Origin of the sequence: Marinobacter sp. 1-4A (genome assembly GCF_016597725.1) — a bacterium.
Lineage (GTDB): Bacteria > Pseudomonadota > Gammaproteobacteria > Pseudomonadales > Oleiphilaceae > Marinobacter.
In genome coordinates this window covers 398,444-419,857 of the sequence record NZ_VCGY01000002.1, presented here as the reverse complement: position 1 = coordinate 419,857, position 21,414 = coordinate 398,444, and the positions used below count along the sequence as shown (strand labels likewise).

The 21,414-nt window shown below is 54.2% G+C and carries 19 protein-coding genes; 11 read left to right on the top strand and 8 right to left on the bottom strand.

Annotated elements, in window-relative coordinates; translation table 11 throughout:
- Nucleotides 1-58: 58 nt before the first annotated feature.
- The 3 genes from rpmG to radC form a co-directional block, all read right to left on the bottom strand.
- Nucleotides 59-214 (bottom strand): 50S ribosomal protein L33, encoded by a 156-nt coding sequence (rpmG, locus tag FE845_RS05670; RefSeq protein ID WP_071263342.1) that lies wholly within the window; start codon nt 212-214, stop codon nt 59-61.
- An 11-nt stretch (nt 215-225) separates the two neighbouring features.
- Nucleotides 226-462, bottom strand: a complete 237-nt coding sequence (gene rpmB / locus FE845_RS05665; RefSeq protein WP_071263340.1) for a 50S ribosomal protein L28 — start codon at nt 460-462, stop codon at nt 226-228.
- Between the two features lie 217 nt (nt 463-679).
- The gene (radC, locus tag FE845_RS05660; RefSeq protein WP_200362248.1) at nt 680-1,354 is read right to left on the bottom strand and encodes a RadC family protein; all 675 of its coding nucleotides are present in this window, start codon (nt 1,352-1,354) and stop codon (nt 680-682) included.
- A gap of 176 nt (nt 1,355-1,530) precedes the next feature.
- On the opposite strand from radC, the gene coaBC reads away from it, so the two are divergent.
- From coaBC to argA, 7 genes are all read left to right on the top strand, one after another.
- Entirely contained in the window at nt 1,531-2,730 is a 1,200-nt protein-coding gene (gene coaBC, locus FE845_RS05655; protein WP_200362246.1) for a bifunctional phosphopantothenoylcysteine decarboxylase/phosphopantothenate--cysteine ligase CoaBC, read from the top strand.
- A 1-nt stretch (nt 2,731) separates the two neighbouring features.
- Nucleotides 2,732-3,193, top strand: a complete 462-nt coding sequence (gene dut, locus FE845_RS05650; RefSeq protein WP_200362244.1) for a dUTP diphosphatase — start codon at nt 2,732-2,734, stop codon at nt 3,191-3,193.
- A 91-nt stretch (nt 3,194-3,284) separates the two neighbouring features.
- A complete protein-coding gene (locus tag FE845_RS18905) occupies nt 3,285-5,942 on the top strand; it encodes a phosphomannomutase/phosphoglucomutase (protein ID WP_200362242.1) in 2,658 nt (885 codons plus the stop codon).
- Between the two features lie 51 nt (nt 5,943-5,993).
- Nucleotides 5,994-6,890, top strand: a complete 897-nt coding sequence (argB, locus tag FE845_RS05640) for an acetylglutamate kinase (RefSeq protein ID WP_200362239.1) — start codon at nt 5,994-5,996, stop codon at nt 6,888-6,890.
- A gap of 24 nt (nt 6,891-6,914) precedes the next feature.
- Nucleotides 6,915-8,168, top strand: coding sequence for an acetylornithine deacetylase (locus FE845_RS05635; protein WP_200362237.1), 1,254 nt, complete (start codon nt 6,915-6,917; stop codon nt 8,166-8,168).
- A 27-nt stretch (nt 8,169-8,195) separates the two neighbouring features.
- On the top strand, nt 8,196-9,392 hold the full coding sequence (gene argE / locus FE845_RS05630; protein ID WP_200362235.1) for an acetylornithine deacetylase: 1,197 nt from the start codon (nt 8,196-8,198) through the stop codon (nt 9,390-9,392).
- Between the two features lie 193 nt (nt 9,393-9,585).
- On the top strand, nt 9,586-10,893 hold the full coding sequence (gene argA / locus FE845_RS05625; protein ID WP_200362233.1) for an amino-acid N-acetyltransferase: 1,308 nt from the start codon (nt 9,586-9,588) through the stop codon (nt 10,891-10,893).
- On the opposite strand, the gene FE845_RS05620 is transcribed toward argA, so the two are convergent.
- Nucleotides 10,867-11,943, bottom strand: coding sequence for an aminopeptidase (locus FE845_RS05620; protein WP_200362230.1), 1,077 nt, complete (start codon nt 11,941-11,943; stop codon nt 10,867-10,869). The two genes, argA and FE845_RS05620, sit on opposite strands and share 27 nt — an antisense overlap.
- 112 nt (nt 11,944-12,055) lie before the next feature.
- On the opposite strand from FE845_RS05620, the gene FE845_RS05615 reads away from it, so the two are divergent.
- Complete coding sequence (locus FE845_RS05615) at nt 12,056-15,835, top strand: DUF1631 family protein (RefSeq protein ID WP_200362228.1); 3,780 nt, start codon at nt 12,056-12,058, stop codon at nt 15,833-15,835.
- Nucleotides 15,836-15,874: 39 nt separating this feature from the next.
- Complete coding sequence (locus FE845_RS05610) at nt 15,875-16,741, top strand: phosphoribulokinase (RefSeq protein ID WP_200362226.1); 867 nt, start codon at nt 15,875-15,877, stop codon at nt 16,739-16,741.
- A gap of 30 nt (nt 16,742-16,771) precedes the next feature.
- On the opposite strand, the gene speD is transcribed toward FE845_RS05610, so the two are convergent.
- Entirely contained in the window at nt 16,772-17,566 is a 795-nt protein-coding gene (speD, locus tag FE845_RS05605; RefSeq protein ID WP_200362224.1) for an adenosylmethionine decarboxylase, read from the bottom strand.
- Nucleotides 17,567-17,737: 171 nt separating this feature from the next.
- The gene (locus FE845_RS05600; RefSeq protein WP_200362222.1) at nt 17,738-18,160 is read right to left on the bottom strand and encodes an OsmC family protein; all 423 of its coding nucleotides are present in this window, start codon (nt 18,158-18,160) and stop codon (nt 17,738-17,740) included.
- Between the two features lie 267 nt (nt 18,161-18,427).
- Here FE845_RS05600 and crp point away from each other — a divergent pair, with 267 nt between their 5' ends.
- Together crp and FE845_RS05590 are read left to right on the top strand one after the other, a co-directional pair.
- Nucleotides 18,428-19,069 carry a cAMP-activated global transcriptional regulator CRP gene (crp, locus tag FE845_RS05595; protein WP_200362219.1) on the top strand — a complete coding sequence of 214 codons (642 nt, stop codon included), beginning with the start codon at nt 18,428-18,430 and terminating at the stop codon, nt 19,067-19,069.
- A gap of 143 nt (nt 19,070-19,212) precedes the next feature.
- On the top strand, nt 19,213-19,605 hold the full coding sequence (locus FE845_RS05590; RefSeq protein WP_200362217.1) for a hypothetical protein: 393 nt from the start codon (nt 19,213-19,215) through the stop codon (nt 19,603-19,605).
- Between the two features lie 49 nt (nt 19,606-19,654).
- Here FE845_RS05590 and modC read toward each other — a convergent pair whose 3' ends face one another.
- Both modC and modB read right to left on the bottom strand, forming a co-directional pair.
- On the bottom strand, nt 19,655-20,734 hold the full coding sequence (gene modC, locus FE845_RS05585; protein WP_200362215.1) for a molybdenum ABC transporter ATP-binding protein: 1,080 nt from the start codon (nt 20,732-20,734) through the stop codon (nt 19,655-19,657).
- A complete protein-coding gene (gene modB, locus FE845_RS05580) occupies nt 20,734-21,411 on the bottom strand; it encodes a molybdate ABC transporter permease subunit (RefSeq protein ID WP_200362213.1) in 678 nt (225 codons plus the stop codon). Before modB ends, modC begins: the two co-directional genes overlap by 1 nt.
- Between the last annotated feature and the right edge of the window lie 3 nt (nt 21,412-21,414).

The window sequence follows — 21,414 nt, the reverse complement described above, 5'->3', positions numbered from 1 at the left end:
AAGTACATACAAAAAAACTCGGCAGCGCCGAGTTTTTTTGTGGATTCAAGATCAAAAATTACTTGATCTTGGCTTCCTTGTACGCAACGTGCTTGCGGACAACCGGATCGTACTTTTTGATCTCGATTTTTTCCGGAGTGTTACGCTTATTCTTCATGGTCGTGTAGAAGTGACCCGTGCCTGCTGATGAAACCAGCTTGATTTTTTCGCGCATGATGCGGCTCCTTATACTTTCTCGCCGCGGGCACGAAGATCGGCCAATACAGCGTCAATACCATTTTTATCGATGATGCGCATACCCTTGGTAGAGGTGCGCAGCCTTACGAAACGCTTTTCAGACTCAACCCAAAAGCGCTTGCTTTGCAGGTTAGGCAGAAAGCGACGACGGGTGTGGTTCATCGCGTGAGAAACATTGTTACCGGAAACCGGACGCTTACCGGTTACCTGACAAACTCTGGACATACTTGCCTCCGACCTGAGCAATGGTCTTAATAAATACGAATTCGATTTTAATGCGTCTCTGGTTGCCGAGGAACGGTTAGGTTCCCGTTTGCGCCCCTGAACTGAACGCTGCTCGCCAGACGCCGCCAGAAAGGGACGCTTTTATACCAGAACCAGCTCCCCAACGCAAAAAATTGTTGGGAATTTGGCCAGTTTTCCTGCATTCGCCTAGGATGGCTTACATCAATCCACGTTCTGCGAGTGATATTACCTCACCGTGGCCCACTACCATATGGTCAAGAACCCTGATATCCACAAGGCCAAGCGCTTCTTTTAAGCGTTTGGTTAAGGAAATATCAGCCTGACTGGGTTCGGCGACGCCGGAGGGGTGGTTGTGGGCAAAGATAACGGCGGCAGCATTATCTTCCAAAGCTTGGCGCACAACCTCCCGAGGGTATACGGCGGCTCCGTCAATGGTGCCCCGAAACAATTCCCGGTACTGGATAACCCGGTGCCTGTTGTCCAGAAATAAACCCGCAAAGACTTCGTGGGGATAAGTACCCAGCCTGCTTGTGAGAAAGCGCCGGGTATCCTCCGGTGAGCGCAGCGGGTCGCCTTGGCGCAAGGGTTCGTCCATCACGCGTCGGGCCATTTCCATCGCAGCTTGAACCTGTGAGTATTTCGCGGTGCCTAGCCCTTTTACGCCGCAAAATTGCCTGCGAGATGCCGTTAGGAGCCCGCGCAAGCCGGAAAACTCCTGCAAAAGAAAGCGTGAGAGCTCCATAACCGGCATGCCGCTTGTGCCGGTGCGTAGAAAAATAGCCAGTAGCTCTGCGTCAGAGAGGCTTTCGGCACCGTGGGCGAGCAATCGTTCACGAGGGCGTTCATCCATGGGCCAGATGGTATCGGTCATTTCGGCTTCCTTGCATATTGATTGAAGGGGTTTAGCGCTTCCTGTGCGCTTTTCAGTTACACAGACTACTCCAAAAAGTAACAATTGGTAAACGTGTGGAGGGTCTTGCAGGCTGTCGGTAATGTCAGAGCGTGCTATCTTATAAGCCTTTCATTTTAAGCGGATACGGAGCCTTTATGGCCGTCAGAAACATCCTGCTGGGCATAACCGGTGGCATTGCAGCCTATAAAAGTGCCGAGCTTGTGCGCCTGCTTAAAAAGGCTGGCTACGAGGTTAGGGTAGTTATGACCCAAGGGGCGGAAGCCTTTGTGACGCCTCTGACTTTTCAGGCCCTAAGTGGCGAGCCGGTGCGTACGTCGTTGCTTGACCCAGAGGCCGAGGCTGGCATGGGGCACATAGAGCTGGCGAAATGGGCCGATCAGGTGGTTATTGCCCCTGCCTCCGCAGATTTTATCGCAAGGCTCGCTCAAGGAATGGCTAACGACCTGCTAACGACGGTTTGTTGTGCAACCGTAGCCCCAATCGCTGTGGCACCAGCTATGAATCAGGCAATGTGGGGTAACGAGCGTACCCAGCGCAATATTCGTTTGCTGGCGAGCGACTCGCAAATTACGCTCTGGGGGCCGGATCAAGGTGAGCAAGCCTGTGGTGATCATGGGCCAGGGCGTATGCTTGAGGCTGCAATGATTGCTGACTTGATTATGGATAAGCAGCATGGCGCCAAAGGGCTTGCAGGAAAGCGTGTTGTTATCACCGCAGGCCCAACCCGTGAGCCGATCGATCCGGTGCGCTATATCAGCAATCACAGTTCGGGCAAGATGGGCTACGCACTGGCGGCGGCTGCAAGAGATGCTGGTGCCAAGGTTGTTCTGGTTAGCGGGCCGGTCAACTTGGAGGCTCCGGCGGGCGTCGACGTTCGCGCTGTCGTTACAGCCGAGGATATGTTGAAAGCAGCTTCGTTAGCTGTTGATGAAGGCTGTGACTTGTTCGTTGCAACCGCTGCAGTGGCGGATTACCGGCCTGAAAATTGCGCCAGCAACAAGATCAAAAAGTCCAATGAGACCATGACACTGCCTCTCACACGGAATCCCGACACATTAGCGACCATTGCAGCGCGCTCAGATGCGCCATTCACGGTGGGTTTTGCTGCTGAAACCTCAGACGTTGCCCGGTACGCCAAAGAAAAAATGCAGCGCAAAAAATTGCACATGATTGTTGCCAACGATGTGTCGGCTCCGGGGTTGGGCTTCAACAGTGATGACAACGCGGTGACGGTATTCTGGTCGGGTGGGCAGGAAACGATAGGCCCAGACACTAAAAAACGTATTGCCTCACGCTTGATAGAGCTTATTGGCGAACGGCTGAAGCAGGAATAATATGAGCAAAAAGAACTTACAGGTACGCATTCTCGATGACCGGATTGGTAACGAAATTGCCTTCCCAGAGTACGCCACTGAAGGCTCTGCCGGTCTGGATTTGCGGGCCTGTCTCGATAGCCCTATAACATTAGCGCCAGGCGAGACAGTGTTAATTCGAACCGGGCTTTCCATCCACATTGCCGACCCGTCTCTGGCCGCGATGATTCTGCCCCGAAGTGGGCTGGGGCACAAACACGGTATTGTGCTAGGTAATTTGGTAGGTCTGATTGATTCTGATTATCAGGGTGAGTTGATGGTGTCCTGCTGGAATCGTGGCAATACAGCCTTTACGGTAGACGTTGGGGAGCGCATAGCCCAGCTGGTGCTGGTGCCTGTGATTCAAGCCGACTTTGAAATAGTTTCGGAGTTTGATGTCAGTTCAAGGGGCGAGGGCGGATTTGGGTCTACCGGAACCCAGTAGCCTTAAGCCTTAACGCAGAAACCTGTCGTGGCGTCTATACTTTGCCGATACGTGCTTGTCCAGGACAAAAAGATAATTCGCAGGATGAACTATGAAGCTGGGTAAGAAGAAGTCGTCTGAAGCAACTGCTGATGAACAACCGGCTGCCAAAGCAGAAAAAAAACCGAAAGCCCGGGCTGCTGCAGGCTCTAAGCTGAAACACCTTGGCTCGACGGCTGTAAAGCAATCGTTGGTCGTTTTTGCGGCGGGACTGGTTGCCGTGGTTCTAATGCATTTTCTGGTGCTGCAGCCAGCTGCCGACAAGCGTTTTAATGCTTGGAAAAGTGTGGAAGCCGACGCTGCCGCTCAGCGCATAGGCCAATACCTCACATTGATGCAGCAGAGCGTCAATGGTTTGGCAACCCAACCTCACGTGGTGGGTGCGTTAATTGAGGGTGGGGATTCCGGGGCCGTTCAGCAGAGACTAAGCACCGCTTTACCGGGCGTGCAGGCGGCGTTTCTGTTCCCCTATCGCCAAGTTCCGCGGACCGGCAGCGGTCTGCTTGGATTCGCCGGGCTAGAGTTGGCCCGGCGGGCTGAAAACAGCCAGCCCTTGCACCCGGATGCCTTCCCCCGTGAAAACCGCTGGTATGTGCAAATGGCAGCGCCGGTGCGCAATCCGTCCAGCAAGGCTATTGTAGGGAGTCTGCTCGTGGTTTTTGATGCCTCTGTGCTGCAACCGCTGCTTTCCGTGGTTAATACGCAGCTCGGAGGAGAATTGGCGTTGATACAAACCGTTTCCGGCGCCTCTCGTACGTTCCTCAGTGGCGGCACCAGTTCAGGCGTAGCCGCAAGCGCAACGGAGACCAGAGTCCTCGCTAATCCCGATTGGAGCATTTCCTATAAGCCGGGTGCTTTGGCAGCGCCGCCGGTTAATATTCTGTTGCTCGCACTGCTGGTTGGCGTGCCTGTACTCATCGCCGCCATAGTGGTGTGGGTGTTGTTGGTTAACGCTCAAAAGAGCCTGCGCCACGAAGTAACCAACCTCGTGCAGTGGGCCCACAAGGTGTTTAGTGGTGAGCGACAAAAGCTGCCCAACTTCCAGTGGGATATAGTTGGGTCCACCTCGGAGGTGCTTTACAGGCTGTCGCAGGTTGTGGATAAACGTTTGGCGAAGGCTTCCGAGAAGGTCAAGCCTATGCCTGCTGCCCCCACCAAGGGTGCAAGAGCGGTTGAAACAGACGATGCCGAGCCGCTGTTTCAGGATAAGGAGCTGCCAGACATTGACATGCTCGATGGCGATGAAGACGTTTTAGGCTTTGGCAGCAGTAACGACGAAAGCTCGTTTTTTAGCGACGAAGACATTCTGGGAGTTGAAGAATCCAGCGAGCCTGCCATTGAAATATCGCCCAATATATTCCGGGCTTACGATATCCGTGGCATTGTTGGCGAGACGCTTTCGGCAGCCATTGTTGAGAAAATTGGCGCCGCTATAGGCTCCGAAGCCATCAGCCGCGGCTTGGCATCACTATGCATAGGTTACGATGGCCGCCACTCAAGCCCCGAGCTGGCGGATGCGCTTGCCAGAGGGGTTATGGCATCGGGCTGTAACGTTATCCATGTGGGTGCGGTACCAACGCCTGTGTTGTATTTTGCAACCCATCATCTTGAGAATGGTTCGGGTGTCATGGTGACGGGTAGTCACAACCCGGCAAACTACAACGGCCTCAAGATCATGTTGGGGGGTGAAACCCTCTCCGGCGACGCAATCATGTCTCTATTCCAGCGCATAAAGTCGGGTAATCTTGCGGCTGGCCGTGGCACTCAATCGTCTGAGGACGTGCGTCGGGCGTACCTTGATCGCATCGTGGGTGATATTGCCGTTGCGGCGCCGCTCAAAGTGGTTGTCGATGCAGGTAATGGTATTGCAGGCGAGCTGGGCCCCATGTTGATTGAAGAGCTTGGTTGCGAAGTGGTCCCGCTGTACTGTGAAGTTGATGGGGATTTCCCGAATCATCACCCGGACCCCGGCAAGCCAGCCAATCTTGCAGACTTGATTGAACGAGTCAAAGCGGAAGGTGCAGATCTTGGGGTGGCCTTTGATGGCGATGGCGACCGGCTGGGTCTGGTGACCAATACCGGCAAGATTATCTGGCCGGACCGTTTGTTGATGCTGTTTGCCCGTGATGTGGTTTCACGGAACCCCGGTGCGGATGTGCTTTACGATGTGAAATGCAGCCGTCGGCTTGCCAGCGTGATTTCAGAGTCTGGCGGGCGTCCCATTATGTGGAAGACCGGTCATTCACTGATGAAGGCCAAAATGAAAGAAACCGGCGCCTTGTTAGCGGGTGAGATGAGTGGCCATATTTTCTTTGCAGAGCGCTGGTACGGCTTTGATGACGGGTTGTATGCTGCCGCCAGACTTCTGGAGATACTGGGCATTGAAGACCGCCACAGCGAAGAAGTGTTTGAGGACTTCCCTGAGGACATCAGCACACCGGAGCTTAATGTAGAGGTCACCGAAAGCAGCAAGTTTTCCATTATGGAGCGGCTGGGCCAAGAAGGAGAGTTTGGCGACGGCAATATCAGCACCATAGACGGCATTCGAGTGGATTATGCAGACGGCTGGGGATTATGCCGGGCTTCTAATACGACGCCAGTTTTGGTACTTCGCTTCGAAGCTGAAACAGAAGAAGCTCTGGCGCGGATAAAAGACATTTTCCGGAGCCAGCTACAAAAGGTGGCGCCGGACCTTGTGGCTGAGTTCTGACGTATGCCCCTAAGGTTTTTGATTTTAATTTTGATTTATTAAGGCAAAAAAATGACGCTGGATCGTGAAACGGCAATGCAGGTGGCTACCGTACTTAGCCGGGGTTTACCTTATATTCAAAGGTTTACCGGCAAAACAGTAGTTATTAAGTACGGCGGCAACGCCATGGAAAACGAAGAGCTCAAGAGCAGCTTCGCCCGTGATGTTGTGCTTATGAAACTGGTGGGCATCAATCCGATTGTTGTTCATGGCGGTGGTCCGCAAATTGGTGAACTCCTGCAGCGCTTGAATATTCAGTCCCGCTTTGTGAATGGCATGCGTGTAACCGATGCGGCAACCATGGATGTAGTGGAAATGGTATTGGGTGGCCAGGTGAACAAGGAAATCGTGTCCTTGATCAACGCCCAAGGTGGCACCGCCATCGGCCTCACCGGAAAAGATGCCAACCTCATTCGCGCTCGCAAGCTCGAAGTGGTCGATCGCTCACCAGAGTTGGAACGCGCTGAAATTATCGATATCGGCCGTGTTGGCGAGGTTGCCAGTATCAATGTGGATGTGATTGACATGCTCACCCGCAGCAATGTAATTCCGGTCATTGCGCCTATTGGCGTTGGGCCGGACGGCGCCTCTTACAATATCAATGCGGATCTCGTGGCTGGCAAGGTTGCAGAAGCCATGAAGGCTGAAAAGCTAATGCTTCTGACCAACGTGTCTGGACTTAAGAGCAAGGAAGACAAAGTGCTCACTGGGCTAACCGCGCAGCAAGTGAATGATCTAATCGAAGACGGTACCATCCACGGCGGCATGCTGCCGAAAATTCGGTGTGCGTTAAGTGCGGTGGAGAACGGTGTGCGCACCTCCCATATTATTGATGGCCGAGTGGCACATGCATGCTTGTTGGAAATCTTTACCGATGAGGGTGTGGGTACACTTATTTCCCGTAACTGACGGCGCCGCTGAAGGATTTTTTGGATGAAACGCCTGTTCACAACTCTGGTACTGGCTGCTCTGATTGGATTTGCCGCATTCAAGGCCGGAGTTTGGTGGCTGGCGGACCAGCGTATGGCGGAAGCACGTCAGGCGCTGAGTGAGACCGGTGTTTTAGAGCGTGGCAAAATTGGCTCGGGCATTGAAGGTCGTCTGGTTCTATCCGGAGCCGCTTGGCAAGGTTTTGAACTTACCCAGCCTCTGGTGATTGGCCGCGCGGAATTCGACGCAGGCTCCCCTGTTGCTTTGCTCGAAGCACTTGCTAATCCGGCTGAGTTGCCAGTCAATTGGTCGTTGCAGGCCGAGGGATTGGCGTTGGTGCTTGAAGCAACCATGTTCCGCAACTGGGTAACGGCAGGAGGCGTCGACGGTCGCGAACAAGCAGCGTTGTTCGCACTTCCCTGCGCGCCAGATCCACGCCAACAGCTAGGTAGTGGTGACCTTTTGCGCATGGGGATCACCCGTCTGACTGGCGAGCTGGTCCTTAGCCAGACACCCGGACAGCTCCATATTGAATTGAACACGGCCAATACCGGCAGTCTGGAGATTAACTGGCCGGGCGCCCGTATCAGCCTTGTGTCTCCCGAAACGACGTTAACGAGTTCGACCCAACCCCTAGAAGTTACTCTAAGAGACGGCGGGCTTATGCGCCGGGTCGCAGCTTATTGCGCCAGAGAGTCGGGGCTGGAGGCATCGCAATGGGCTGCACGGGCACTGGCAACCTTCGAAACCGGGCTGAAAGCCCGAGGCTGGCGCCCCAGCGGTCAACTATTGGCGCTCTACCGGCAGTGGTTGCTTGAGGGCGGAGAAATAACAGCCTCTGTGCAATCGGGCTCAGAAACCCTCGGAATACCTGTGCGCGCGCAGGATGAAAGTGCGGATGGCACTTTGGCCTGGGCAGTGGAATACAATGGCGCCATGGTACCGGATGTGTTTCTGAAAAAAGCGGAACCCATTGTGCAGGAACCACCCAAAGCGGCGTTGGAGCCAGTTGTCCCCCGCGAGAACCCGGAGGTTGCTAGCTGGCACCCGGAAAACCTTGAGACAGCAACCGCATGGGTTGGCCGCAAGGTGCGGGTGACCCTCTCGAACGGGAATTTGGTGAAAGGTCGCCTGGCGAGTGCTGACGAACAGGAACTGGAAGTCGCCCGTGAAATGGCGGGAGGCGAGGTAGCCTATCCCATTGCTATCCGAGCAATTACAGCGTTTGAAGTCTGGCGTCGGGGCCAGACACAATAACGCTCCGTCCCGGAGCGAGGAGAAATAATGCCGCAGTTAGGCAACGATGTTGGCAGTCGCAAGGTAATCAACAGAGCTGAAACAGTCCCCGATGTGCGGGAAATGCTAACTACACTGATCTCGCTGCCATCCATCAGTAGCGCATCCGCTGAATGGGATCACAGCAACGAACCCGTAGTGCGAACACTTGGCGAGTGGCTGGAGGCACTGGGTTTCTCTGTTGAGTTGCTGGCAGTACCAGAAATGCCCGGCAAGTATAACCTCATTGCAACGCTGGGCAGTGGCTCCGGCGGGTTGGTTCTTGCTGGCCATACGGATACGGTTCCTTTTGATGACAAACGCTGGCAGAGCGACCCTTTTACCCTAACCGAGCGCGACAACCGCTGGTACGGTTTGGGCACCTGCGACATGAAGGGCTTTTTTCCTCTAGCCATCGAAGCCGCCCGAGAATTCGCCGCTGCTGACCTGAAGCAGCCGCTGATCATTCTCGCCACCGCTGACGAAGAAACCTCCATGAACGGCGCCAGAGCGCTTGCGGAAGCGGGCAAGCCGAAAGCCCGCTACGCGGTTATCGGTGAGCCCACGAGCCTTCGGCCCGTCCGCATGCACAAAGGTATCATGATGGAGCGGCTTACCTTTGAGGGGCAGTCCGGCCACTCCTCGGACCCGGGTTTAGGCCGCAACGCCCTCGAAGGCATGCACGAAGCCCTCGGTGAGCTTCTGACCTTGCGCGCTGATTGGCAGGCACAGTACACCAACCCGAATTTTGATGTGCAAGTGCCAACACTTAACCTTGGTTGCATTCATGGTGGCGATAACCCCAACCGCATTTGCGCTCGGTGCGAGCTGCACTTTGACCTGCGCCCGTTGCCCGGAATGAGCATGGAAAATCTGCGTCAGGATATTTTGCACCGGCTTCGGCCATTGGCGGAGCGTCGTGAACTGGCGATGGAGTTTGAGCCGCTGTTTGATGGTGTGCCGCCATTTGAGACGCCAGCCGATGCGGCGCTGGTGAAGGCCTGTGAACAGCTTACTGGCCACACCGCACATGCCGTTGCTTTTGCAACCGAGGCTCCCTGGCTGCAAAAACTTGGTATGGAAACTCTGGTGCTTGGCCCAGGTTCAATTGACCAGGCTCACCAGCCAGATGAGTTTATAGAGCTCTCGCAACTGGAACCCACGGTAAAGATACTCAAAGGCCTAATCAGGCAGTTCTGTCTTTGAGCAATTTGGCGCGCCAGAATGAGGGGTGGAGCGCTGTCAGGCACCCACCCCAAAACACGCCCGTAAATACGTCCATGTAGGGCTCGGTCGCGCCATCCTTGGCGCTCCACGGTTTTGGAGTGGGTGCCTGACAGCGCTCTCCGAGTATGCGGGCGTACGAAAAAACACGGAAAATACGATTGGGGAATAACATTTGAAAACCAACGGCTGGCTGCATTCATTCCGCCACTCATCGCCTTATATCAATGCACACCGTGGCCGTACGGTTGTGTTGACCCTGCCCGGTGATGCGTTTGAACATGAAAACTTTATCAACATCGTTCACGACATCGCCTTGTTGAGCAGTCTGGGTGTGCGACTGGTTGTTGCCTTTGGTTCACGCCCGCAGATTCAGAGGCGTCTGGACGAGGCTGATCTAGAATCGTCTTTTTCCCGCAACTTGCGTATCACCCCGGAAAACCATTTGCCATTGGCTATGGAGGCAACGGGAGGCTTGCGCGCATACCTAGAAAGCCAACTGTCCATGGGCCTTGTGAATTCCCCCATGCACAATGCTCGCATTCGGGTTAGCAGTGGCAATTATGTAACCGCGAAACCGGTCGGTGTGCTGGATGGCATCGATTTCGGCTACACAGGCAAGGTGCGCCGTGTAGACGTCGCTGGCATTGAGAAGCTACTGGAGTTAGGCCATATCGTATTGCTGCCGCCCATGGGCTATTCGCCCACTGGAGACGCTTTTAACTTGTCCTACGAAGACGTGGGCAGTCAGGTTGCGGCCGCACTGCAGGCAGAAAAGCTGATTGTGTTTATTGATGACCAAGGCTTGCTGGAGCAGGACGGCTCTTTGATTCGCGAGCTTTCAGCCAGACAAGCCCCCGAGAGGCTGGCGGACGGCACAGTAACGGGGCACGATGCCGACTTGCTGCGAGCTGCCTGTGACGCCTGTGTGAGAGGTGTTCGGCGGGCGCATTTTATCAGCTACGAGAGCGACGGCGCTTTGCTTGAGGAACTGTTTACCCGAGATGGCACAGGCACTCTGGTGAGCGGCGATCACTATGAACAGATCCGTCAGGCCCGGGCTGAGGACATCGGCGGTATTTTGGAGCTGATCGAACCACTGGAAGAGCAGGGTATTCTGGTACGGCGGTCGCGGGAAATGCTGGAAACCGATATTGAACATTTTGTTGTTGCCGAGCGCGACGGCACCATCGTGGGTTGCGCTGCTTTGCACAACTATCCGGATGAGGGTGCGGGTGAGCTCTCCTGCTTCGCAGTCGATTCCGCCTATCGCCGTGCAGGTCGTGGTGATGAAATTTTGCTGATGGTGGAAAAGCACGCCCGCAGCCAAGGCATCCAAAAGCTGTTTGTACTCACCACGCAAACCGAACACTGGTTTCGTGAGCGCGGCTTCCAGCCCAGCACTGTTCAGTCGCTGCCCGGTCCAAAGCTAGCGGCCTACAACACACAGCGTAATTCAAAAGTTTTCTTCAAACCGCTCTGATAGGACGTCCAGTGTTGGCTGGCGACTTTCATCCGGCTGCTCGGAGAGAGATTCAACGGCACGATAAAAAGCCGGAAAATCATACCCGGTCTCTTTCAGTAATTGTCGAAAGGCAGGTACGTACTGGTTGTATTGAGTAAAAAGAGCCACCCGGGCGTTGTTGAAGTCGACAGGAGGGTGGCCGAACGGGCCAATTTTGCTCAGGGTCTCGCTGGCTAGCAATTGTTCATAGTGTGTATTGAGTTCATCAAAAAGGTGCTGCTTGCGCTTGCGTAAACTGTCTTCAGAAAGCACATCTTGTTGTTGAAAGAGCTGCTCCAGTTTGGCATTTGTATCTGCCACCAGAGCATGGGTATGGTTGCGGAGCTCAAGCCGCATTAATGCCTGCTTAAAGGCTGCCGGGTCGCCTTCTTGCGTTAGCCATAGCTTTAAACCTTCGAGCTCGACGGCGGTGGCAAAACTCTCGTTGAAGGCGGTGTCGCCTTTGATGTACACCACCTGATGGGCCAGCTCATGGAACATTAGAGCCACCATGCGGTCATTGGCAAGATTGGTAAAGCCGGAGTGCAGTGGGTCGTCAAACCAGCCCAGCGTTGAGTAGGCAGTAACGCCACCAAGGAAAGTGTCGTAGCCTTGAGCACGAAATTTCGCTTCTTCTTTTCGAGCATCTTCAAGGTGGAAGTACCCGCGGTAAGCCTGGCATCCCAGTATCGGGTAGCACCATTGGTGCGGTTGCAGAGAGAACTCGGGCACGGCAACAAGGTTAACCACAACCCAGGGCTGCTCAAGAACCACGTAGTCGGTGAAGGCATCCCCGGACGAGAGCCCGAGGTGCTCATCTGCAAAACGCAGTGCCTGCCGGGATAGAATCAACTTGTCACGGAGCTCTGGTGAGGTGTCTTCACTGTTGATAAAGCTGTCTACCGGCTTACCGGCTATGGTCAAAGCCAAGTGGCCGCGAATGGCCTGAGAATAGTAGCTGAAAGTCGTACAGCCACTCAGTAGTGCCACCAGTAGTAAAACCGTATAGATCTGACTAAGCTGTTTCATAGGTACGATGTTATAGCTTTGCGGATAACGTGTCTGCGATGGGTCGCTATAGTACACTTATGGTTTGAGTTATAAGCTTAATACTCCGGCTTTGCGCAACATCAGGTAATCCATGGATCCGAGAGAACGTCGAAGCAGCCCCCGCAAACCTATCAAGCTTGCTGCCCAGATTGATCTGGGCACAGGTGAATCTTGGCCGTGCCAAGTGGCGGATTTCTGCCCGGAGGGCTTGTTTGTCCGCTACTCGGGTGAAACCTCCCGCAAGCTTGATCGAGCCTTTGCTACCGCTAATCCTTCCGAGTTAATCGTGCGCTTCCGGGATCTGGATGGAAAGCGTCGGCATGAGCTTCATGTTAGCGTTGTTCGGCGCATCGACGGTGCCATGGGTGTGAATTTTACCCGCAACAATCCCGAAGCTGTTGCATCTATGCTGCAGCAGTGCGGAGGCTCCGGTGGGCAAGAGCGGGCTTCCTTGCGTGCCCCGAGCGAACGGGTCCAGTTTGTCCTCCATCAGTCGGCGCGAGCCGTTGTTCAGCATATCGAACCACTTATGGACGCCTGTTTCGTGCAAATGGCCGAAGCTTTGAAGACGGCTGCGCAGAAAGCTACGAACGATCAGCAGGCAAACGAACTGATGGACTTTTCGGGTCAGGTTCAGGCGCGGCAGCGGGTCATCTGGCACCAAATTGCCCGCAGTCTAGAGTCGCCGCTCAAACCAGCCCCCAAAGGTTTCCCTGGCTCAGAGCTCTCTGTCGTCGACAAAGGCGAGTTTGAAGACTGGCTGACTATTCGGGTAATGGTCACCAAGGCTGACACTCAATACCGTAAAGATCTTCTGCAGCTTAAGCTGCGCTTAGACAAGTTGGGTATTGCCAATGCCACTGGGCACCACAACCCTCTTGGGCCATCATTAGTGTGTGAGTCTTTCCATGCCGGCCTGAGCCAACTGAAAGCTTCCAGAGATGTTGAGAAGATTTGCCTGAAGGTGTTTGAAAAATCCGTTCTGCAGCACCTCGGACCGCTTTATAACGAGCTTAATAACATTCTGATCCGCCACGGAGTACTGCCAGATCTTGACCTAAGCAAGTACCTGAGTGAGCAAACGGTGGGCAGCACTCCGAGTAAGCCAGAACCGAAAATAAGCAAGCAAACGCCGCCCCCTGAAGAGGTTAAACGCGCAAGCCAGCAGAGCGCGGAACGGGTTGACACTAACGCGGCTCCTCCCCCGGTTCCTGATGCTGGCGCAGGAAAACATCGCTCCGGAAGCGAGTTTCGAGGTTATGCTCAGGCTGCCCAAACAGCCTTTGCCACCGTGCGCAGTCTACTTGGGACACTTGCGGCCAACCGCGCAACACGGGGTAAGGCAGAGCCTGCTCCTTTTGCCGCCAATGCCCGGCCCATGTCGCCCGGTGAGCTGCAGCGCGAGCTACAGCAACTGCAAACAGAGCCAGTTAATACCAAGAGTAATGTTATTCCGCTGCGGGAGCGCGTTGTAGAAAAAGTTCGAGAGGCAGATGGAAAAAAGCTCGACGATGAGCAGCAGGGTACGCTGGATGTTGTAGATCGGTTTTTCAACTCTGTGACTGAAAGCCCGAAGCTAAGTGATTACGCCCAGGAGCGGATGCGCCAGCTCGAGGTGCCGGTTTTGAAAGTGGTGATGCGCGACCCTGCTTTCTTTGACGACAAGAACAGCCCCGTTCGGGGAGTTATGAATCGGTTGGCCCAGTTGGGTGTGAAGGGCGGTCGCTTGAACCCTGTGGTGCAGCGCAAAGTGGATGAGCTTATCCAGCGCATCACCACCGACTTTGAACAGGATACCGGTGTTTTCGAACACACAGTCCATGAACTCGATGGCCTCATTGATCGCCAGAATTTGGTGTATCGCCGTAATGTCGAGCGCGTAACCGCGGCTGCCGAAGGCGCCCAAAAGGTTGCCGAGTCCAAAACCGCCGTGGCGGAAGTGCTGAACCGGAGGCTGGAGGGGCGAAAAGTCCCGAAAGCCATTATCAGCTTGCTGGAGGGCGGCTGGAAGGATTTGTTGTCGCTAACTTGGATTCGTCAGGGGCCGGATAGCCAGATTTGGCAGGACTACCTTGCGGTTGTTGACTCCTTGCTGGCGTTTGCAGAAGACCGAGACATTGCCGTGAATCTACCGGAATTGCTCCGGATGATTCAGGATGGTCTGGCGTCTATTTCCAGCAACCACATGCCTTCGTCCCAGATACGGGACGAACTGAAACGATTTTTGGTGCGTAGCCCCGATAGCCCACCAGAAATGGTGGAAGTTCCCAAAGTTCAGCCCGTTGAGGATCTAAAAAAGTCGCTTTCTGAGCGTGAGCAACGCAGCTTGCAGCGCTGGATCAATCGCGCCCAAAGATTGCGCACGGGCGACTGGTTACGGGATCAAACAAAACCTGACGAGCCCCAGTACATTAGACTGGTTTGGGTAGCGCGCGGCTTTACCCGTTTTGTTTTCGTGAACCATCAGGGCATGCGGGTTGTGGAGGTTGAGCTTGACGCTCTGGCCCGCCAGATGCGCAAGGGAATCATCGTACCGGACAGCCAGTACGAGCGGCCTCTGGTGGACGAGAGTATCGACCGCATGGTGCGCAAGGTTTATGACCAGTTGTCCTGGGCATCCACCCATGACGAACTGACAGGCCTTCTGAGCCGTCGTGAGTTTGAGCGCATGCTAGACCAGCAGTTGGCCCGGCGTGAAGACGAGCGCTCGTTGCTTAGGTTGGATCTGCGCAAGTTCCGTTTGTTGAATGACACTGCTGGCTACCAAGCAGGTGACGATGCACTCAAACGTGTGGCTGACCTGTTACGCAACCACGTAGGGGATGGCATGCCTCTGGCGCGGCTGGCGGGCAACGAGTTTGGCATGCTGGTGCCGTCCGAGAACGCAAGGGGCGCGGCTCAGGACCTGATTGCTGCTGTAGAAGATGCCGAGTTCGTTTATGGGGGACGTCATTACCAACTGTCTGCTTGTGTTGGCGTGGTGCCGGAGTTGCCGGGTTTGATCAGTGCCGAACTCTGGTTAAGGGCGTCTGAGCAGGCATTAAGTGATGCCCGTGCGAAAGGTCTCGGCAAGCTGGCAGAGTACACCCTTGACCCCGGAGATCAGGCCCGCCAAGAGCAGATAGCGGCCAAGGTTGCCAGCCTCGGTGATCTGGACGAGGAGCGCATGCTGTTGCGCTGCCAGAAGATTATCCCGCTGCACGGCCGGACGAAAATGGCAGCCCAATATGAAGTGTTGATCAGCATGTACGATGATGCCGGAACACTCATTACCGGTCGTGACTTTGTTCGCATGGCGGAGCGTTATGATCGCATGCAGGCCGTTGATCACTGGGTAGTTGGGCACATGCTGGACTGGTTGAGGGTGCAGGCGCCAGACCCGCGTCATCTGGGTGGAGTGTGTATCAACCTCTCGGGGTACTCTTTGAATGATCAATCGCTGCTGGAGTACATTTACGAAAAGCTAAGTGAAAAAGACGCGCCCATCGAGCGCCTTTGGTTTGAAGTAACCGAAGCTTCAGCCATTAATGATGTACAGGCAGTGGCTGACTTTATTATCGAGATGAAAGAGCTTGGCTGTCGATTCTGCCTCGGGAACTTCGGAAGTGGCCCCAGTTCGTTTGAATTCATGCGTTCGCTGCCTGTGGATTTGATCAAGATCGACAGCGCATTCACTGGCCAACTTAATACCAGTGAAACCGACCGCGCCATGGTGCAGTCTATGGTCGATATGGCGCATTATATGGACAGGGAGGTGATCGCTAGCCAGGTTGAATCACGTGCGGTTCTGGATACACTAAGGCAGCTTGGGGTGGATTACGCACAAGGTTTTGTAATTGAGAAGCCCCGCTCGCTCGACAGTCTTACCTGACGTTTCTCGTTTCTATTCAACCTCTGGCGCACCTCAGCTATGTCAAAACGACACCCTATTATTGCGGTCACCGGCTCGTCTGGTGCTGGCACAAGCACCACAGGACAGATTTTTCGGCGCATGTTTGCGAACGAAGGTCTGTCGGCTGCCATGGTGAGTGGTGATAGTTTTCACCGGTATAACCGCGAGCAAATGGCACGTCTGGCGGCCAAGGGCCAGTTTGGTGAGCGTAACCACTTCGCGCTTGCCGCCAACCACATAGATAAACTGGAGGCGTTATTTTACGACTATGGCCAAACGGGGAATGGCCGGTATCGCCAATATGTTCATGACGAAGATCGCGAACTGCAGGCTGAGGGCCACAAGCCGGGTACATTCACTGCTTGGGGCTCTTTGCAGCCCGACACCGACATACTGTTTTATGAAGGGCTACATGGGGCGGTTGTGAGTGAGGCGTACAACATTGCCCAGTATGTGGACTTGCTTATAGGTGTGGTACCTATTGTAAATCTGGAGTGGATTCAGAAAATACATCGCGACACCCACCAGCGCGGTTACAGTCAGGAAGCCGTGGTCGCCACCATCATCAATCGTATGGACGATTACGTTCACGATATAGTGCCGCAGTTTTCGCACACCCATATTAACTTCCAGCGCATCCCGCTTGTAGACACGTCCAACCCCTTTGTTGTTCGGGACGTACCTACTGAAGATGAGAGCATGCTGGTGATCCGGTTTCGGGACGCCTCAGAAGTGGATTTTGCTTACTTGCTGCAAGCAATACAGAACAGCACACTTTCCCGCCATGACACTCTGGTTATTCCGGGCACAAAAATGGCGCTGGCCATGGACCTGATAGTGAGACCCATGGTGCAGCGCCTGATTGCTCAGAAATCGTTTGCCTGAACCTTGTCGGCTCCCTTTACCGGGTAATCCTTACTCCATGTTGCGGGAGTAGAATATCTCCAGTTTTTCGCGCTTTAGGCGCTCTTCAATAGACTGAGCAATTTCAGGGTCCAGATCTTCGGCATTTTCACCAAAAACGTGGTTGTCGAGATTGAACTCTTTCACCATCATCTTGGTATGAAAAAGGTTTTCCTGATAAACGTTCACATCAATCATCTGATAGGCGTTTTGCGTATCTTCGGTCAGATAGTTCTGAATCGAGTTGATATCGTGGTCAATGTAATGCTTGGTGCCGTCGACATCGCGGGTAAAGCCGCGCACACGGTAGTCAACGGTAACCACGTCAGAGTCAAAGCTGTGAATCAGGTAGTTCAATACCTTCAAAGGCGAGATCAATCCGCAGGTGGACACGTCAATGTCTGCCCGGAAAGTGCTGATGCCCTCGTGAGGGTGGCTTTCCGGATAGGTGTGCACGGTCACATGACTCTTGTCCAAGTGAGCCACGATGGTATCGGGTAGCGGGCCGGGGGATTCTTCGTTGTCTGGTTCCTCGCCAGTGGTTAGTTCATGCTCGGCGATGAGCATGGTAACCGACGCACCGTGGGGCTCGTAATCTTGGCGGGCGATGTTAAGAACGTTGGCGCCGATAATTTTGACCACATCAGTCAAGATCTGGGTAAGACGCTCTGCGTTATACATCTCATCGATGTAATCAATATAGCCTTCACGCTGCTCTTCAGTCTGCGCATAACAGATGTCGTAAATATTGAAGCTTAGAGATTTGGTCAGGTTGTTGAAACCGTGCAACTGGAGTTTTGGTTCCATGCTCAGCCCCTCCGATTTATGGAGATGAATGACAGCAGAGCGGCAATTGTGCGCTCTGCGTAGGCCGCCACCGAAGACTGATCAGGCTGTTCACCTTTTGCGCAGACCGGCGGAGAAAGGGCGGTATTATGCACACAGCGGGGGGCGTTGAATAGTCGTTGAAGATATAGGTTATTCCGCGCTGCGGATTTCGTGGCTGTGGGTGATTTCCACTCCGGCTTTTTCAAGCATGATTGAAGCCGAGCAGTATTTTTCGGCAGACAAGCTAACTGCGCGCTTTACTTGATTTTCCTTGAGATTATGGCCGGTCACAACAAAGTGCAGGTGAATCTTCGTAAACACAGATGGCACGGCATCTGCTCTCTCTGCTTCCAGTTCAGCGTGGCAAGCGGTAACGTCCTGACGGCTCTTTTTCAGAATGCTCATCACATCAAATGAAGAGCAGCCTCCAAGGCCCATGAGCAGCATTTCCATCGGGCGGGGGCCAAGGTTCTCGCCACCATGATCGGGTGGGCCGTCCAGTTGCACAGAGTGCCCAGTGCCACTGGTGGCCCGGAAGCTGGCATTGCCTGTCCAGTCGACGCTTGCTTTCATAAAGGGTGCTCTCCTGTTGCTCAGTGGCGGGCATTAGGCTGCCCGGAAATAACGTGAAGGAGCAGAATGCTAGCACAACCGATGTGGTCTGACAGTTGGTGCTACATGCTCGAGATGCATCCCGCATGCGGTTAGCGGTTGCTCGACGAAGGTCTTCTTGCTATAAGTTGTTCTGTTTTGTAGCAAAAATAAGCGAACCCGCAGGGACAGCCGGGTGAACAACAAGCATCGGATCCCGCCAGTATTTGAGGAGGCACGACTCGCACTATGGCCACTATCGTCAATCCGGTTGAGCAGAAAACCAAGCATCTCGACTATTTTCTATCGCAGTGTCACCGCCGCCGGTATCCGGCCAAGAGCACTATCATTTATGCCGGTGACAAAAGCGACTCTCTCTTTTACATCGTAAAGGGGTCCGTGACGGTTATCATCGAAGACGACGATGGCCGTGAGATGATCATGGCTTACCTCAATGCTGGAGACTTTTTCGGCGAGATGGGCCTGTTCGACAACATGGACTCCCGCAGTGCCTGGGTAAAGGCAAAAACCGAATGTGAAGTGGCTGAAATCAGCTACCCGAAATTCCGGGAAATTGCCCAGCAGGATCTCGGAGTTCTCTACTTTATTGGCGAGCAAATGGCCTCACGGCTGCGCCAGACCACCCGCAAAGTTGGTGATTTGGCATTTTTGGACGTTACTGGCCGGGTTGCCCGCACCTTGCTGGACTTGTGCAAAGAACCAGACGCTATGACACATCCGGACGGCATGCAGATCAAGATCACCAGACAGGAAATCGGCCGTATCGTTGGCTGCTCCCGAGAGATGGTTGGCCGAGTGCTTAAGACGCTGGAAGACCAAGGGCTTGTAATGGTAAAAGGCAAAACGATGGTGGTTTACGGAACCCGCTGAGCGGGTGAATGACGCGTTGGTGCGATAGGCAGACTTTGTGCTGCCTAGTCGGCCAAGAAACGCTGCATATGGCTTTCGCTTCTCGTCATGTAGTTCTGAGCGGCCCCGTCTAATTAAGCCAAAAAAGTGGATATGGAAATCGTATGACAAACGGAGCAGTTTCGCTCGATGGCGCAAATATTTCTTTGGCTCTTTCAAATGGCGCCAAAAGTACTCAGCCTTTATCAACTCTCAATACAATATACTGCCTATTTGTAGGTAGTGATGTCCTGTCAAACGACTCTCTGTGCCATCTGCTTGTTTTCGAATCTGAGCTATGGCTCTTGCCTGAGTTCACTCCCGGTCTCGCGTCCATAACTGAGTGCCCGGAGCTCGAAGATATCCTTAATCGCTCCGTTGTAGCCATGATTGATCACTTGCCCATGAGTTGGCGCCAACGATTCCTTATTTTTCCAGGGTTGGAGCCCGATACCAAAATTATGGCTATCAGTCAGCTGGAAAAATCCAAAACAAACTCAGAGTTAAGCCAGAATTAAATTGTCGGAAATGTTTACGATAAGGAAGAAAGACGCCTGAAAAAGGAAGTTAGTCAACAATGGCGACTGACTTAACCTGCATCCACACCTGCTGGCCGGGAGCGATGTCGAGACTGTGCACCGCTCTGCTGGTTAGGCGAGACAAAAACGGTGTTGGTCCCGCCAGCAATCGCACCATAGAAGTGCCCGGGCTTACCTCTGTGGCTATTTCGTTAATGGTGGCGGGCAGGATGTTTTGGATGCTTTGATCGGCCTGCTCGCTGAGAGCCAGGCTGATATCCCTTGCCAGCACCTGCACGCGGATTTGTTGGCCGATCGTGAGGCTTTCATCAGCACGAAGCCACAGATGGCCTCCCGCAAAATCAGCCCGGCACAGATGCCACTGCTCATCACGTTCCGCGAGGGTAGCATCAAGAATGACTCCGGCATCGTCCTCCAGCCCAAAAGGCTGATCTGTGCGTGCCATAATCTGTTGCAGTGGCCCTTGAGCAATTACCTGCCCTTTATCCATCATCACAATATGGTCCGCCAGCCGTGCAACCTCCGCGGTAGAGTGGGACACATAGAGCATGGGGATGGCGAGGTTATCCCGCAGGGCCTCCAGATACGGCATAATCTCCCGTTTGCTGCTTTGGTCCAGAGCCGACAAAGGCTCGTCCATCAGCAGGAGCTTGGGGCTTGTGAGCAGTGCCCGGGCAATCGCGACACGCTGACGCTCGCCACCTGAGAGCTTTTCCGGCATGCGGTTAAGCAAGTGACTGAGCCCCAGCCATTCAACCGCTTGATCGAAGGCTATTTGGCGTTCGCTGTGTGGAATGCGCCGGTATCCGTACATCAAGTTGCGCTTTACTGACAGATGAGGGAAGAGGCTGGTTTCCTGAAACACGTAGGCAAGCGGCCGCTGATGAACGGGGCGGCTTCCGGACTCGCTCTGCCACTCGTCACCATTAACGCACATGATGCCGCGCGTCTCTTGTAAGCCCGCCATACAGCGCAGTAGCGTTGTTTTACCGCAACCGGAATGCCCGAACAGCGCGGTGAGCCCGCCACCGGGCAGGTCCAAATCGACATCCAGTGAAAATGTTCCGACTTTGCAGGCGAATCGCGCTTGTATTCCGGTTGCTGCCATTATTTCACCAGCCCGGATTGCAGCCGCCCGTTGAGGGAATAAAGAGTTACCAGCACCACAAAGGAGAACACAACCATACCCGCCGCTAGCCAGTGAGCCTGAGTGTATTCCAAAGATTCCACATGATCGTAGATAGCAACCGAGAGTACCTTGGTTTCGCCGGGTATGTTGCCGCCAATCATCAGCACTACACCAAACTCACCGATGGTATGGGCAAAGGTGAGTACGCTGGCGGTGAGAAATCCCGGCCGCGCTAAGGGGAGCACAATGGAGAAAAAGCGATCCCGGGGTGAGGCCCTTAACGTAGAAGCGACCTCAAGAAACTGCTCGTTGATGGAAGCGAAGGCGTTTTGCAGGGGTTGCACGGTGAACGGCAGGGAATAGATGACCGACGCAATGACCAAGCCTTCGAAAGTGAAGGGCAATAGGCCCAACCCCAGTTGCTCGGTGAGTTGGCCGACCATACCTTTAGGGCCCATCAGAACCAAGAGATAAAACCCCAGAACGGTTGGCGGCAACACCAAAGGCAGAGCGACAATAGCGGCAATAGGCTGGCGTACCCAGTGAGTGCTGCGGGCCAACCACCAGGCGATGGGCGTTCCCACCACCAGAAGTACGACTGTGGTCAAACCTGCAAGCTTCAGCGTGAGCCACACGGGCTCCCAATATATGTCCATGGT

What these genes read in the sequence shown, in the direction of transcription:
- rpmG (WP_071263342.1), bottom strand. Translation starts at nt 214, where the DNA reads ATGCGCGAAAAAATCAAGCTGGTTTCATCAGCAGGCACGGGTCACTTC.
- rpmB (WP_071263340.1), bottom strand. Translation starts at nt 462, where the DNA reads ATGTCCAGAGTTTGTCAGGTAACCGGTAAGCGTCCGGTTTCCGGTAAC.
- radC (WP_200362248.1), bottom strand. Translation starts at nt 1,354, where the DNA reads ATGACCGATACCATCTGGCCCATGGATGAACGCCCTCGTGAACGATTG.
- coaBC (WP_200362246.1), top strand. Translation starts at nt 1,531, where the DNA reads ATGGCCGTCAGAAACATCCTGCTGGGCATAACCGGTGGCATTGCAGCC.
- dut (WP_200362244.1), top strand. Translation starts at nt 2,732, where the DNA reads ATGAGCAAAAAGAACTTACAGGTACGCATTCTCGATGACCGGATTGGT.
- FE845_RS18905 (WP_200362242.1), top strand. Translation starts at nt 3,285, where the DNA reads ATGAAGCTGGGTAAGAAGAAGTCGTCTGAAGCAACTGCTGATGAACAA.
- argB (WP_200362239.1), top strand. Translation starts at nt 5,994, where the DNA reads ATGACGCTGGATCGTGAAACGGCAATGCAGGTGGCTACCGTACTTAGC.
- FE845_RS05635 (WP_200362237.1), top strand. Translation starts at nt 6,915, where the DNA reads ATGAAACGCCTGTTCACAACTCTGGTACTGGCTGCTCTGATTGGATTT.
- argE (WP_200362235.1), top strand. Translation starts at nt 8,196, where the DNA reads ATGCCGCAGTTAGGCAACGATGTTGGCAGTCGCAAGGTAATCAACAGA.
- FE845_RS05620 (WP_200362230.1), bottom strand. Translation starts at nt 11,943, where the DNA reads ATGAAACAGCTTAGTCAGATCTATACGGTTTTACTACTGGTGGCACTA.
- FE845_RS05615 (WP_200362228.1), top strand. Translation starts at nt 12,056, where the DNA reads ATGGATCCGAGAGAACGTCGAAGCAGCCCCCGCAAACCTATCAAGCTT.
- FE845_RS05610 (WP_200362226.1), top strand. Translation starts at nt 15,875, where the DNA reads ATGTCAAAACGACACCCTATTATTGCGGTCACCGGCTCGTCTGGTGCT.
- speD (WP_200362224.1), bottom strand. Translation starts at nt 17,566, where the DNA reads ATGGAACCAAAACTCCAGTTGCACGGTTTCAACAACCTGACCAAATCT.
- FE845_RS05600 (WP_200362222.1), bottom strand. Translation starts at nt 18,160, where the DNA reads ATGAAAGCAAGCGTCGACTGGACAGGCAATGCCAGCTTCCGGGCCACC.
- crp (WP_200362219.1), top strand. Translation starts at nt 18,428, where the DNA reads ATGGCCACTATCGTCAATCCGGTTGAGCAGAAAACCAAGCATCTCGAC.
- FE845_RS05590 (WP_200362217.1), top strand. Translation starts at nt 19,213, where the DNA reads ATGACAAACGGAGCAGTTTCGCTCGATGGCGCAAATATTTCTTTGGCT.
- modC (WP_200362215.1), bottom strand. Translation starts at nt 20,734, where the DNA reads ATGGCAGCAACCGGAATACAAGCGCGATTCGCCTGCAAAGTCGGAACA.
- modB (WP_200362213.1), bottom strand. Translation starts at nt 21,411, where the DNA reads ATGGACATATATTGGGAGCCCGTGTGGCTCACGCTGAAGCTTGCAGGT.